This window comes from Bacillus sp. FG16, assembly GCF_057809515.1.
Genome location: NZ_JBMDKC010000071.1, coordinates 15,004 through 28,854, shown reverse-complemented (window position 1 = coordinate 28,854; position 13,851 = coordinate 15,004). Strand labels below are relative to the sequence as shown.

At 34.8% G+C, this 13,851-nt stretch carries 20 protein-coding genes; 12 read left to right on the top strand and 8 right to left on the bottom strand.

What is annotated here, in order from left to right; genetic code table 11:
• The first annotated feature begins 161 nt into the window (after positions 1-161).
• Positions 162-782 carry a recombinase family protein gene (locus tag ACODS7_RS22310; protein WP_061657403.1) on the top strand — a complete coding sequence of 207 codons (621 nt, stop codon included), beginning with the start codon at positions 162-164 and terminating at the stop codon, positions 780-782.
• 591 nt (positions 783-1,373) lie between these two features.
• Here the strand turns inward: ACODS7_RS22310 and ACODS7_RS22305 are convergent.
• Positions 1,374-1,967 (bottom strand): methyltransferase, encoded by a 594-nt coding sequence (locus tag ACODS7_RS22305; RefSeq protein ID WP_243168514.1) that lies wholly within the window; start codon positions 1,965-1,967, stop codon positions 1,374-1,376.
• Between the two features lie 225 nt (positions 1,968-2,192).
• Here ACODS7_RS22305 and ACODS7_RS22300 point away from each other — a divergent pair, with 225 nt between their 5' ends.
• Positions 2,193-2,741: a hypothetical protein gene (locus ACODS7_RS22300; protein ID WP_030030300.1), complete on the top strand. Its 549-nt coding sequence runs from the start codon at positions 2,193-2,195 to the stop codon at positions 2,739-2,741.
• A gap of 181 nt (positions 2,742-2,922) precedes the next feature.
• Here the strand turns inward: ACODS7_RS22300 and ACODS7_RS22295 are convergent, their stop codons facing one another.
• Positions 2,923-3,252 (bottom strand): hypothetical protein, encoded by a 330-nt coding sequence (locus tag ACODS7_RS22295; protein WP_243168500.1) that lies wholly within the window; start codon positions 3,250-3,252, stop codon positions 2,923-2,925.
• A gap of 403 nt (positions 3,253-3,655) precedes the next feature.
• Here ACODS7_RS22295 and ACODS7_RS22290 point away from each other — a divergent pair, with 403 nt between their 5' ends.
• From ACODS7_RS22290 to ACODS7_RS22270, 5 genes are all read left to right on the top strand, one after another.
• Positions 3,656-3,883, top strand: a complete 228-nt coding sequence (locus ACODS7_RS22290) for a helix-turn-helix domain-containing protein (RefSeq protein ID WP_000999223.1) — start codon at positions 3,656-3,658, stop codon at positions 3,881-3,883.
• Between the two features lie 76 nt (positions 3,884-3,959).
• The gene (locus tag ACODS7_RS22285; RefSeq protein ID WP_023523684.1) at positions 3,960-4,196 is read left to right on the top strand and encodes a hypothetical protein; all 237 of its coding nucleotides are present in this window, start codon (positions 3,960-3,962) and stop codon (positions 4,194-4,196) included.
• Positions 4,186-4,425, top strand: a complete 240-nt coding sequence (locus ACODS7_RS22280) for a DUF2187 family protein (protein ID WP_208743139.1) — start codon at positions 4,186-4,188, stop codon at positions 4,423-4,425. Before ACODS7_RS22285 ends, ACODS7_RS22280 begins: the two co-directional genes overlap by 11 nt.
• A 2-nt stretch (positions 4,426-4,427) precedes the next feature.
• Positions 4,428-4,598 (top strand): hypothetical protein, encoded by a 171-nt coding sequence (locus ACODS7_RS22275; RefSeq protein ID WP_208743138.1) that lies wholly within the window; start codon positions 4,428-4,430, stop codon positions 4,596-4,598.
• 235 nt (positions 4,599-4,833) lie between these two features.
• Positions 4,834-5,061 carry a hypothetical protein gene (locus ACODS7_RS22270; protein WP_208743137.1) on the top strand — a complete coding sequence of 76 codons (228 nt, stop codon included), beginning with the start codon at positions 4,834-4,836 and terminating at the stop codon, positions 5,059-5,061.
• Between the two features lie 197 nt (positions 5,062-5,258).
• On the opposite strand, the gene ACODS7_RS22265 is transcribed toward ACODS7_RS22270, so the two are convergent.
• The 4 genes from ACODS7_RS22265 to ACODS7_RS22250 form a co-directional block, all read right to left on the bottom strand.
• Positions 5,259-5,786, bottom strand: a complete 528-nt coding sequence (locus ACODS7_RS22265) for a hypothetical protein (protein ID WP_023523688.1) — start codon at positions 5,784-5,786, stop codon at positions 5,259-5,261.
• Positions 5,787-5,814: 28 nt separating this feature from the next.
• On the bottom strand, positions 5,815-6,021 hold the full coding sequence (locus ACODS7_RS22260) for a hypothetical protein (protein WP_023523689.1): 207 nt from the start codon (positions 6,019-6,021) through the stop codon (positions 5,815-5,817).
• A gap of 176 nt (positions 6,022-6,197) precedes the next feature.
• A complete protein-coding gene (locus ACODS7_RS22255) occupies positions 6,198-7,517 on the bottom strand; it encodes a relaxase/mobilization nuclease domain-containing protein (protein WP_243168502.1) in 1,320 nt (439 codons plus the stop codon).
• A 16-nt stretch (positions 7,518-7,533) separates the two neighbouring features.
• The gene (locus tag ACODS7_RS22250; RefSeq protein WP_043924927.1) at positions 7,534-8,265 is read right to left on the bottom strand and encodes a hypothetical protein; all 732 of its coding nucleotides are present in this window, start codon (positions 8,263-8,265) and stop codon (positions 7,534-7,536) included.
• Between the two features lie 240 nt (positions 8,266-8,505).
• Between ACODS7_RS22250 and ACODS7_RS22245 the strand changes: the two genes are divergently transcribed.
• From ACODS7_RS22245 to ACODS7_RS22225, 5 genes are all read left to right on the top strand, one after another.
• The gene (locus tag ACODS7_RS22245) at positions 8,506-9,732 is read left to right on the top strand and encodes a DUF3801 domain-containing protein (RefSeq protein ID WP_078186778.1); all 1,227 of its coding nucleotides are present in this window, start codon (positions 8,506-8,508) and stop codon (positions 9,730-9,732) included.
• A 71-nt stretch (positions 9,733-9,803) separates the two neighbouring features.
• The gene (locus ACODS7_RS22240) at positions 9,804-10,061 is read left to right on the top strand and encodes a hypothetical protein (protein WP_242071542.1); all 258 of its coding nucleotides are present in this window, start codon (positions 9,804-9,806) and stop codon (positions 10,059-10,061) included.
• Between the two features lie 2 nt (positions 10,062-10,063).
• Entirely contained in the window at positions 10,064-10,225 is a 162-nt protein-coding gene (locus ACODS7_RS22235; protein WP_166669628.1) for a hypothetical protein, read from the top strand.
• 230 nt (positions 10,226-10,455) lie between these two features.
• Positions 10,456-10,626: a hypothetical protein gene (locus ACODS7_RS22230; protein ID WP_166669627.1), complete on the top strand. Its 171-nt coding sequence runs from the start codon at positions 10,456-10,458 to the stop codon at positions 10,624-10,626.
• 1,086 nt (positions 10,627-11,712) lie between these two features.
• Complete coding sequence (locus tag ACODS7_RS22225) at positions 11,713-11,922, top strand: transcriptional regulator (protein WP_078186803.1); 210 nt, start codon at positions 11,713-11,715, stop codon at positions 11,920-11,922.
• Between the two features lie 92 nt (positions 11,923-12,014).
• Here the strand turns inward: ACODS7_RS22225 and ACODS7_RS22220 are convergent, their stop codons facing one another.
• Both ACODS7_RS22220 and ACODS7_RS22215 read right to left on the bottom strand, forming a co-directional pair.
• Positions 12,015-12,632: a replication-relaxation family protein gene (locus ACODS7_RS22220; RefSeq protein ID WP_086387993.1), complete on the bottom strand. Its 618-nt coding sequence runs from the start codon at positions 12,630-12,632 to the stop codon at positions 12,015-12,017.
• Entirely contained in the window at positions 12,571-13,752 is a 1,182-nt protein-coding gene (locus tag ACODS7_RS22215; RefSeq protein ID WP_134208121.1) for an FtsK/SpoIIIE domain-containing protein, read from the bottom strand. Before ACODS7_RS22215 ends, ACODS7_RS22220 begins: the two co-directional genes overlap by 62 nt.
• Positions 13,753-13,851: the final 99 nt, after the last annotated feature.

Here is a 13,851-nt window from a genome sequence, read left to right as displayed (position 1 = left end):
TGTAAGGGGATTTCTATTTGTAAAGGTGTACTTTTACAGATTCATAGAAACATAGGGAAACCTACATCCGTAAAAGTTCATTTTTAATTTTACAGATATCTTTAAAACTTTTACACCTTTAAAGATATAAATGAGCTATAATTATGGTTGAGGTGAAAATGTTGCAATATAAAAAGTTTGGATATGTCAGAGTTTCTAGTAAAGACCAAAACGAAGAACGCCAGATTAAAAATATGAAATGTCTTGGGATAGAAGATCGGGATATTTTTATCGATAAGCAGTCTGGGAAAAATATGAAGAGGGAAAATTATCAAATGTTAAAACGCTTAGCTCGCACGGGCGATACAATTGTTTTTGATTCCTTGACAAGATTAGGTCGTAGCATGAATGATGTGCTAGAAGAATTTAGATATTACGAACAACAGCGGATTAACTTACAATTTATTAAAGAACCTTTTATTAATGTGAATTATAATGGAAAAAGTACAAACGATGTTATTCAGCAGGCTGTACAAAAAGCAACTCTTACTATTCTATCTGCTTTTGCAGAAAAAGAACGGAATGATATTAAACAACGACAAGCAGAAGGAATCGCGCTCGCAAAGAAGCAAGGGAAACAGTTAGGCAGACCACCTGTACAAATTACCGAACAATTCATCAAAGCCTATGAAGAATGGCACGATGGAAACATTACAGCGGTGGGAGCGATGAAAAAATATAAAATTAAACGTTCTTCTTTCTATAAATTAGTAAAAGAATATGAAACTCAACTAGCAAAATAACCAATAGATGGGAAGAAACATCATGTTTGTACTTGGCATAGATATTCTATTGGGTTATCTCATTATGGGGATAATCGTTGCATGTATTGTTTGTTATCTCGAATTTAGCGAATAACTTTCTCAATACCAATATATATAATTTCCTGTAAAATACAAGATGCTAATACTTTTACTAAATTCAGATGATCTTCTCCTTAAACACCACGGATGTGGTGTTTATTTTTTATATAAAAAAGCCCCAAAGGGGCAAATGAATGAAAACAAATAACAGACAATCATATTCTATCACGTTTTCAACATGTTAGAAACGATAAACTACATAAATGCTTTTAACAATTGTGTAACTAATGGAGCAACTCCTCCAATGAATGTTAAGACTGCGATTGCAATTGACATCTCAATTCCTCCCCTTTGAAACTTTTTCTTTTTGCCATATTTGCTTTATCTTATACGATTGATGGAGCGTTTGTCATATGTAACTTTGCATATCTCCATTCCACACTTTTCGAACTATATGAGAAACAAGCAAGTAGTTCTTGGGTAAAACCCACCTTTTTGTTATGAAATAATATAAAAGAAATTAATACCGTTTTATTCTACATATAAACCAATTGCGGCAACAATCGCTTCCGAAGCATATTCCCATTTTCCATCTGTTAAAGCTCCTAATTGTTGGCCAATTTGTGATAGGAGATCTGGTGTAATCGGAACGCCAAAATATTGAGCAATGATTGCACCAATAGGTGCTGTAATTTTTGTCCATCCACCACGATCGATTTTAATTTCTAAATTTTTGATTACCCCATCTTCTTTTACAAAGCGATAATAGACTTGATCATCTAAACGAAAACTTAAATGATGTGAAATTTGACCATTTACGATAGTTTGATTGCCTAGTTTCGAAATGTAAGCTGGTTTCACATTAAATTCATGGTCAAATACTTTTAATTTTTTTATTTCAGGTCCTAACAAAGCAGCTTGAACCGCTTTATCGAGATTATTCATAGGAATAGCATCTAGATTTTTCGTTTCTTCAATAAAATGGGGTGAGAATACATGAGATGCTTCTACGACTTGTTGCGTGGTCGTTTCTCTTTCTGCAGCAAATACGAATGTAGATGAACCTGTTACTAACATCGCTGCTAAAGCTGTAGCACTAATTACCTTATATCGTTTCATACGTATATTCCTCCTCTTTTCCCTTTTTATTTGCGAAACGTGTCAAATCATGTCATATGAAAGGGTTGGAAACATCATATCACAGCCGGAAATAAATCAAAAGTAAATATTCTGAAATTTAACAATATAAAAAGATTTTTAATTTTCGACTCACCCATTCTTTTCCAAAGGGGATTTTGTTCTCATATAGAATTTGTACACCATATCAATTTTTAAGAGGAGTGATTTTCATTGACAGAAATCGTAAAAATTGAGGAACTCAACACATTCTTGCCATTGGCTTCTTTAGAAGCACTACCTGTGGAAGAACAAAAGATACGACTACAATATTGGAAAGAGCACTTTTCAATCAAAGAAATCTTAGAAGGATTAGGAACCTATAAAAATAAACTCTATGATTTGTATAAAAAACATGAAATTACAACCCAAGGGCACATGCAGGCAAAACGAAAAGGAAAAGGGAAAGAAGAGACTACTCCCAAAGAAGATACACCTAGTAATCTACAATATACTCATTCCACCGAACTAGCTCAAACGCAAATACTTCCACCAACCATTCCCATACAAGAAGTACCCGTAATACCAGAAACTGAACCGACAACAATTCCGTCAGCACCGATAGAGTCTTCTATTCCAGAATCCTTTCATATCCACTATACAGGTCGTAAATCAAAACAGAAAGTCATTCACCAATTACAAGCCCTTGCTACTCTGTTAGAAGAAGAATCACACGAGCAATATCAATTTTCCATTCAAATCGAAACAGCATGTTTAAAATAAAACAGACAAAGGATGCACACACCTATAATTTTCTTAACCTTTTGTATAAAGTACAACTTATATGAGAACACTGTTAATCATCCATAATATGTATTCCATTTTGAGTAGCCATTATTAGCTACTCTTTTTTATTACGTACTGTTCACTTACAACACTTTTTCAAATGAGATATCGCTCTATATTAGGATACAGAATATTTTTGTATCGTTTCTAGGACAGCTGACACAATACTTTGCATATGCTGATGCAATTCCGTTACTTGTACCAACAACTTCTCTCTTTTATAGGTTGTCATGTCTCGCATCAATTCTACAGAAAGTCTTTGTATTTCTTGATATGCTTCTGAACTTTCAAATGCTACTGTCTCTATATACGCTAATTTGGGAAATGAATTGCACTGTTCCTGTTTCTTGCTCTCCCATTGCTGAAATACATATTGAATCCATAGCCGGATTTCTTCTTGCATAAGTATGATTTTCTGTATTTGCTCTTCTTTTTTATTGCCCCTCATTACCGTTCACTCCATTCTATTTCCACATCAAAAACCTCTCAAAATAATTTCTTCAATGTTTTATTTTGAGATCCCCTTTGTTTCTAAAACATATAGCTCATTCACCAAAGAATCATATTCTCTTCGTGTGATTTGCTTTCTATACAACTGAATCAATAACTCTTGATGTGCTTTTGAAAATGCCATTTTGTCAATCCATTTGGGATACATACGATGCCTCTCTCCATTTCTGTTTGAACATTTTGTCACATTGCATTATTTTATCTCGATATTCAAGTTCATTCAATTAAAAATATAATTTTTTTGAAAATATCAATTTACAAATGACTTATAAGTCATTACAATAGACCTATAATATAGGAAAAGGAGGACATTAGACCTTTACAACATATAGGAGATGCATATGAATGACATGAAACTACAAGATGTTATGACCACTAACGAAGCAAGCTATCGATGGAATATTAACGAATCCACCTTAAGAATGCGTATTAAAAATAGTCCTATAATCGACGAGTTAAAAACACAAGGGTTAATTAAGTATTTCCTGAAACCCGGAAACAAACGTGGAGAATATTTATTCACTGTTGAAGCGATGGAACGTCTTTATGGTAAAGAAAAAAGAAAGTAATAGAAAGCCCTCAGCACCCACCAAGACTGCGAGGACTTTCCTCAATATCATTTTCCATTCTGAAAGGATGACAAACATGTCAAACGCTTTACAAATTAAAAATGATGAAGCTATTATATCACATTCTGAAAGACCACAACAGACACCTCAGACGCCAAAAGATAAGCTACTCACCAAATATCATGCACTGTGTGAATGGTTCGGGATTGATGGTTGTAAAGAGTCTCAACTATACTTTTTCGGTACTTTTCTTGCCACTATTATTCTATTCACAATAATGTACGTGATGGGAGGTGTCTGCTATGGCTTCTAATGCAGCCGCTACCAACATCAATATTGGAGATTATGTGACATTCCCTTACCGTCACGATCCATCTCTGCAAGTAACAGGATATATTGTAAAGGTGCTTGAACATACTAGTATTGTAGATATTTCTGAAATGGAATCCTTTTTCCAACTTGGAATTGATGGACGCCAAGTTGTTCAACATGAGCAATATAAACCCGTTCCATTCAAATTCTGTAAAAAGGTGGCACAGTGAATATGTACATGTTTGATGTGAGCTATTGTGTGGATGGAAACAACTTTTCAAAGTCTTTTCTGCTGGCTGAGTCGAGAGATGGATTTGAACTCCAACAACAGTTGCAAACCTTGTTGGAACAAGAACATGTTGCACCTGTATACATTATGGAAACAGATTTGGCAGAACTATAACGAATCATACAGCAAACACAGAAAAGAGGTGGAAATATTGCTTAGTTTTCTCATAAGTGGTTCTGTTGTCTTATTCTTGGCTGGTGTTTTATTTACATTTCTAAAAAAAGGACTATCTATTTTTTCTAAATTCGCACTGATTGGATTAAAATTATACGGTATCATATTTGTAGGTGTCCTCATCACGTATGTATTCTATTGCATTCACTATTATGCGCAATAAGGAGTGGTTTTTTTGAAAATTAGTGCCTATACACTTTCTTATACCATCGTAGCACCAAGTGGAGAAATGTACCCGACTCAGGAAGTGGTCATGTATACAGCTTCACAAGAACGTGCGATTCAATTACTAGATGATGAAATTAAGCGAAGATTAGGGAAAAGCTACCATCGACATATCTCTTGTACAAATCAAGAAAAAGAAAAAGAAGAACACGAACTCATCCAACTGTCCCTTTTCTAACGCTAAAAACCCTTCAGGTCGTTAGCTGACCTGAAGGGAAAAATAAGAACAAATGCCCTCCTGCTTGTAGGCATTTGCTATGGGTGTTCAATATAATGGAATATACGGAACACCTTGATTGTATCATATACTCATATAGAGGAATATTGGAAATTTCATCATATATTCCTGGGGGGATGGATATCTTTAAACTCTAATTAAGAAACTCCTAAAATATCCTTTTCAAATGTTTCTACAATGCGTTGCAACATTCTTTCTTTGACAAGATTCCCCTTGTCTCCCTCAGCCATTTCAGCTTCTACATGTAAGGAATTGAGGCCTTCTGCTCGTACAAACAGACGTCCAATGTGACCGAGAATTTCATGCTGAAAAACATAATAGGTATGCTCACCGTCTTCTGTATGTACCGTGACGCCTTTAGGCAAGGAAGAAAGCTTACGAGATACCCTCTCATCTGGTTTTTGTGCTTCTTTCCCCATCATACGTCGCATTGTTTCCTGTAAGCGGATATACAATTCTTGACTTAATAAACGGTCAGGTCCCGTTGCGTGCGATTGATAAAACAGCATCGTTGTTTCTAATTTTTCATATACAGATTGAATTTCTTCTATCTCAACCATGTCTAATCCATCTTCATATGCCATTATCATTAATGTAATATTTTGTGTATATTCTGCAATTCCAGCCGATAAAATATCTAATACGTGTTGTGAAACCTTCTCCATATGAATAACCGCCTTTGTCTATTTTTTATTATATGATTTCCAGTAATTCCTGATACTTTCTTTTATAGGTATCAAATTGACCATTTTCTTTTAATTCCTGTAGTAACACTGCTAAAGCTGGTGTAGAAATTTCAGCATCAAACCCCGCAGCAATCGCTGATAACTCAATTTTTTCCGCGTAATAACAAATATACGCCAAGTCATACTCTTGTAGTTTCCTTTTTATTCTTTTCATATCGTTTCCTTTGCTATATGTTTTCTAATTTATCTATTTTCTCAATATTCAAACGTATACCTTTGTATTATGATATCATTTATTCTTATTGTTTTCATAAGAATTTATAGGAAGAAACAAGATATGACTTTTATACATATCTATATAACATCATTATTTTGAGGCGCTATAACCTGCTATCTTTCATTTTCTTTTCTACGATGCTGGTGTTTAGATTGCTCTTGTTTCTTTTCTTCTATCTCTTGTTCCTTCCCTACACTTCCATACAATACATTTCGATCTTCTGTCATGCGTGACAACTTATCCTGTAATTCAGATTCATTTGTTATACCATAATTCTTTTTGAGATAATTCATATCACGTTTTGCAACATCATACTCTTTAAATTCATGATAACGTTCTTGTTTAAATGCCTTTTTATTTTCAGCTTTTTTATAAGCAATGATCAAAGGATGACTCTTTTTATAAATATGGAAACACCCCTTCATTTTATTTAATCTAAAAATCTCATGATCTATACCTAAAAGTTGCTTTTCAAAACTGTCCATTAACGCTTCTTTCGTTGCTTCCAGTTCATCTAGTTCCGAAAGGGACACGTTTAGCTGATACATCTTAGAACTTAACTCATGTAGATAATGAATATTTTGTTTCGTAGCCCACTTTTGAAGTCCCTTATTCTCTTTAAATTTCTCATGTGATTTGTCTATCCAATGTCTGTTCATGATACTTGTTTGAATGGGTGAATAATCTTTGTTTTCTATTCTAAACCGTATAGAGGATGCAAGGTAATGAAAACCCAATGTTTTTGTCCGCATAAACTTTCCTGACTTTGGATTCAAAAATGATAAATATTTCCCCTGCTTATGCTCATATCCTTCTTGTTGCATAAACCTTAAAAATTCATGGAATGAATTTGATTTTGATATGTTTTTATCAATCATTTCTTCTAAACTTCCTTTGACAGATTTCTTCTTTGCTCTAGCTACATACTCGTTAAAATCTACATACTTGTTCCTTCCCTTTCTCCCTTCTTCAATGATGGACAAACCATACTTTTCCGAGATTTTATCATTTTCTTCTCGTAATCGGTCTAACGTATTCACACGCTTAGAATCAAACATTTTTAATGTAGTAAAATCGATATCATTAAAAATAATATGGTTGTGTAAATTCTCTGTTTCTATATGTGTAATCACTGCATATTGATGATTGCCTTTTAAATAATTATCAGCAAATTCTACACCATATTGATGCACTTGTTCTGGTGTCAGATTATCGTCGCTATCAAACGATTGAATAATCATTCTGGCACGCACATCTTTATTACAATGATTCTTTTCATTATAGTCAACGAAAACACTTTTAAAATCCCTATCTATCGTTTCTATCGAACACTCATACGAGGTAACCAATTCCTCATTCGTTTTATGTTCTTGCATACCGTAACGAATGAGCGCTTGTAAATTCATGACCTTTTGTATTTTAACAATTGACATTGGCATCAATCCCTACCTAATAAATTTCATATTCATCTAGTATATCTTTTAATTCATACCAATCTTTATCTTCAAAAATTTGATCCAGCTTAGCTAACTTAAATTTTAACTTTTGTGAAAACGTAAAAATCTTATCTGCAAATTCTATGAGTCGATTATCCTCTAATGTATACAGCGTATCTCCATATACATATTGCCACACATATTCTGCCACTCCTTTACTTTGTGCTGGCGAGTTTTCTATACTTGCTATGATATACATAAAATCTTCTTTTATCTTTTCATATACTTCTTCTAATACTAATTTTTTTGGGAGTGGAATTTGATTTTCTGATAAGGATTCTATTAATTGTTTCTTCTGTTTTTTAGTCAAACTATCGCTAGTAAACTTGGTTTTCAAATCCAATAATCGATCATATTCTTTCTGAATGATTTTGATAATTTTTTTCTGATTCACTTTAAGAAAATCCATATCCTGATCCGTGTAAATGCCATCTGTATGAATCCTTCTAATTAAGCTATTTATATTCTTGCCAATGTAATTTATTTCTTTCGTTAAATCCCTATAAACTTTCATATCAACTTCAAGTTTAAAATGTGTTTTTGCACTATCAATTAAAAAAGCTGATACAGTTTTATATCCTAATTCAGTTGCTTTATTTTTTACAAATTCTTTATCGTCTTTAAACAATTGAATTTCCAGTCTTTCCTTTTTTCTATTTTCTCTCAATTTTATTTCTCCTTTCACAAAAATTCGAGCAAAGCGACAACAAATATAGAAGGGATTTTATGAAAAATCGCTTCTATATATTTGTAAAGGTCGTAGGAATCTCCTACCAAGACAAAAACAACGTTTTCGGGGTTTGCCCGGGCAAACCCGTAGCTTGCCTTTTCCTAAAACCTCAGTAATTCTTTCTGAAAATTATATCATCTTTGACCGAAAAATGGTATAATTTATAGAAGAACTGACGAAAGGCAGGGAATCGATATGGTGACTGTAGATGAGAATACACGGATTGCGATGGAAATCGTTGCACAATCCTTTAAACTATCAGAACAAACCTTATTATTTGTTTTACAATCCTTAACAAAATTACTCGAGAACAACGAGAATCAGCCTCAAGATTACATCCTAGATAACAATACAAAAGTCGGGAAACAAAAAATTAGCGACCTGATAAAAAAACATGCACAAAGTGGAGGCGTCATTGCTTTAGATGAAAACTTGACAAAACAACAATTGCAAGATTATCAAAAAGAGCTAAAAAAGTTAGGCGTAGATTTTTCTGTAGTGAGAAACGGTAAAGAGGATTATTCCTTTTTCTTTTCCGCAACACAGGCAAATGTCATTGAAAAAGCATTAAAAAATATAGTAGAACGAAAAATAGTTGTCTTAAACAAAGAAGAAGTCAAACAAGCAGAAAAAGATTTGAAAGAAGTTCGTCAACAGGTAACACCAGACCAAGCAAAAAAAGTAAAAGAAGTCTATGATAACCTATCGACAGCTGACCAAAACAAACCAAAAGAAACAAACATATCGTACGATCGTTTATCCAAACAAGAAAAACAACTGTACAAAAAATTAGAAGAGCTAGATGCCGTCAAAAAAGGGTTATATTCACAGGAAGTAACACGAGTAGAAACTATGTTTGCAAACCGTTATAAACAACAGAGAGATGCGGAAACAAACAAAGAAGGAAAGGGAATCGAAAAAGAGAACACAGTGGCGAAACAAGCAGACATCCCGTCTCAAAAACCATTAGAGAAAGTGAAAGCTATTTTTTCCGCATTGAGTGAAAAAGAACAAGCGCTTTTGCAACAAAAGGTTAACGTAGTCGCTGGTAAAGAGAGCGATAATGACTTCAAGAAAATGAACCAAAATTTTTTACCAGAACAAATCGAAAAAATTGAAAAAATCGTTTCTGAATATGTTTCTTCAGCTGAAAAAAATGTAGAGGAAAAATGGAATCCGCATGTATTTTCTGATATATTAAAAAAACTAAAAAATGAAACAACGAAAGAAACGACGGAACAGCAAACAGAAGGAAACCAAAAACAGACAACTCTACAAGAAAAGGGAAAAGAAAACGAGACTGCGAAAGACAAGAAAATTGAATTTTCAATGAACGGTGTAAAAGAGCTAGATAACAAAATAAAGCAAGAACAAAAAGATATAGCAAAAGAAAAGCACAAAAAGCAATCCATGAGTCGATAGAAAAGAAAAACGATGGATATGTTCATGATCTATCGTTTTTTCACCTATCTTTCGGAAAGGGATGGAGTATGATGGATGCAAAAGTGACGGGGATCTGCTATCAAATCGTATGTGTATTTGAAAAAAGTTTCTTGGAACATTTCAAAGAACGGGATGTAGATAATGATGGAACACCTGACCGCATAGATATAGACGATACAAAAAATGCTGTTCAAACTGTTGGCGACTTGAACAAAATCAAAAACGCAACCAGTAAAGAAATACAAGAGGAAAATGAGAGAAGGACAGGGAAGAAAACAAAGAGCAATCGTCACGATAGGGGGCTTTAAGCATGCGTGTATCTTTAAATATTGTAAAATGGTCACTACGAACCATATTAAAGCTATTGATATTCGCCGTTGTCATTTCATTTGCGATTATTAAACTTGTGTTCTTTGTAATACTAGTCATCTTTTCACTTGGAGCTTTTGCATCAAAGATGCATAAATTTTGATACCATATGATGGTTCAAACGGTTACTCATCCATGATAGGTATTCCATTATGAGTAGCTATTGTTAGCTACTCATTTCTATTATTGTCCGTGTACTCGAACATACTAGTATGGTAGATATTTCTGAAATGGAATCCTTCTTCGAGCTTGGAATCGATGGACGCCAAGTGGTACGACATGAACAGTATCATCTAGTTCCATCTAATCCCTATGAAAAGGTGGCACAGTAACATGTATATGTTTGAAGTGAGCTATTCTGTGAATGGGTACGACTTTTCAAAATCTTTTTTACTGGCTGAGTCAAAGGACGGTTTTGAATTGCAAAAACGATTACAGGTTATATTAGAACAAGAGCATATAGCACCTGTACAGATTGTGGAAACTGATTTGGAAGAGCTATAATATCCTTTTAAAGAAAGAAGGAATGCTATCGTGAAAATCAATCCCTACACACTTTCCTATACCATCATAGCTCCTAGCGGTGAAACATACCCTATGCAAGAAGTGGTTTTCTATACCGCATCAAAAGATCGAGCCATTCAATTACTGGACGAGGAAATACAGCGAAGACTAGGGAATGGCTACCAGCGTCATATTTCTTGTACATCTAGTGTAGAACAAGAAAACGTTCAACTTTCCCTTTTCTAGCAGAAAACAAAAAATACCCATTAGGTGATTCACCTAATGGGTAAAGTGAGTGATGGAATGCGATACACGCATTCATTGTAAGTTTTGCACTCGTTCATTATATCGTATTTCTGTATAAAAAGATACTCAAATAACTATGCCCCACACATACATTCTCTCTGTGCAAGTCCTCGCTTATATCCCTTATATCATCACATTTCCCTATCAAGGGGATTCCCTTACCAACCTTCGCTACCGACCTTACGATAGGTAGCCATTCCCTTGCAAAACCCTATGCTTCGCTATCAGTGTACAGGAATCAAAAAAAGAGCAGATGCACAATACAACGTCAATATTGTGCGTCTGCTTCCAGCTGGGGATTTCTTATCCCTTATAAAATCGACAAGAGAGTTTAACCTGTTCACTCCGCATAACAGAGCCCTATTAATTAATCATCCTCATTATATAACAAAATTCGACATAAAAACAGCCGCATTCACCTATTTCATATATTTCCCTATGATTCTTCATGTATGTACATTGCGATGCGTGAAATAATCACCTTTCCAATAGTACCTTATTATTCTTCCACTCTACACAAAAAGCGAAACCCCTTGGGAGAGTAAGGGTTTCGCTTTTCTATTTCACTAGCATACCCGTTACAACAAGTTGCATGTAAACTTCAGTATATTCGCAACTTGTAGCTATTAATATGTATGCTATATTCCATGAAATAATTACAATTAATTTTTCTTTTGTTTTATTATATGCACGATTTTCAAAAAAATACTTTATTCTTGATGTTTAGAAAACGGGATTTCTGTGCAAATTGTTAGTAAAAAAGGAAATGAGGTGTTCAAATTGTCTCGTTCGAAACTAGGAAAATTTATTGATAAACATAAAATAAAGCAAATTGATATCGCTAAAGCTAGCGGGCTTACTACTTCAACGATAAGTCGCCTCGCTAAAATCGATTGTATATCGCCTTCTATTAAAAACGCCAACAAAGTAGTGCAAGCCTTAAAAAAAATAACAGGGAAAAATATTAAACAAAGTGATTTTTGGTCATAACAAGGGCTACTGATTATGTAGTCCTCTTACAGATTCAGTTGCCAAATATCTAGTTTTTTGGTAAAACAGTTGCAACGATAAAGAGAAACGATTTACAGTATATCCTGTAACAAATACGTCCGTACATACACATGATACTTTAACGCATAGTGTAGCAATTGTTTCTCCCTACAATCCGATATCGTACAAAAGATGATAATAGGCGTTATCTGCTGTTGTTTCTGGTATATGTGAGTGAGATACGCATAATATTGTATTTTCTTCTCATTCACTTTCATATGCTGTAGCCGATCGATTTCTACCAAGTGGGGAACATTATCTTTGAGGAAGAATGCATCTGGCACAATTGTTTTTTCTTCTCCTTGATAGCGCAAAGTAATAACTTGCTCTGTCTTCCAGTCAGGGAAATCTAGCCACATCCATGCTTCATTTCGCAACAAGATATGTTCCAATTGATGTTTCTTTTTTCTCTCTTTCGCCTGTATACCGAGAAGAGCCATTCCTTTCTTATTGAGGTAATATACATTCTCTCGGTTATGCGATGTAACGTGACAATACGGTCTCAAATCCTTCAAAATACGATTGGCATTCCGAATACTACCAAGGCAATGAATCGCTTGCAACTGTCGTCTAGACGCAAAGTCTAACTTACTTAAAGTGTATAAAATCTCGATGTGTCTCGCTTTTTGTTTCATCTTTTGATGTTTCATGATGCTTCACCACCTTGTAAGGTTTCAGTAGCTTCCACATCTCTTGATTAGACAAATACGGTACTTGAATTTCTTCTACACGAACTGTTTTGAAAAGTGCTCGCCCTGGTATGGATGGAAGTTCTTCTAATCCACTTTCATCTATTGCCACCTGTGAAGCCACTACGGTCGGTAAGCGGAATCCAATCTTCGCATCACTATTTTGTTTAATCTGCCTTGGTAAGGTATCAGAAGTCGGGTACTGGGTACAAAAAATCAAGCGAAACCCCAATGCTCCGCCAATCCTCGCTATTTCCGATAACATTTCTTGACACATATAGAGCATATCCCTCCTTTTTTTGGGTAATCCCTGTGTCGGACAAAGATTCGCTGACTCGTCGACGATGATAAAATAACGCTCCTTGATGGGCGTATCTACAATATTCGTGAAATACGAGTCTTTCATATGAACAACCTGTTCCACCATCTTTTCACGAATTCGTGTCAACATGTCAAAGGCTTGCATGGGATTCTCCGCCACTTCTTCGACTTGTGCCAAGTCCTTGTAAGGGCTGAATTCCAATCCTTCTTTTAAGTCAATCACATAGAACTTCACGTAATCTGGCTGCTGTAAAATTAAGCTCGTCATCACATTCTTGAGAAAAACCGTTTTGCCAAAACGAGTCATCCCGCTCACGCACATATGCGGTGTTTTTTCAAAATCATGATAAATCATTCGATCTAACGCTCTTCCCATGATGACGTTCCATGTCTTCTCTCGTAACAATTCATTGGACCAATGCCATTTTTCAGGAATACATTGCTGGAATACCCGTATAAACAGCTCCCGTCGTTGAAAGGAAATCATAACGGGTTTATGCAAACCTTCCTCTAATACTTGCGCTAACTTCTGTATGAGCTGACTCGGCACACCTAATGGCAGCCGATAGACAAACGTGGTACTACTATTATCCTCTGTTTGTTTCAAAAATACAGGGTACTGCATTTCTCCTTTATGCTGTACACACACTTTCGTAATTTCAAAAAATGCTTTGATTTTCTTCTTATCACTCATTTCTTTTCCCCTGTAAAAATACGCTACTGTTAAAAAAGTAACTGGAATCACCAAAAGTGAAAACATAAACTCCTTACCTCCTTAGAGGTAGTTGGGGCTATCAGGAATATCATAAAAAGGTTGTTCAAATGTACTACGACAGTTCCCATCAACTACCCGATAGAA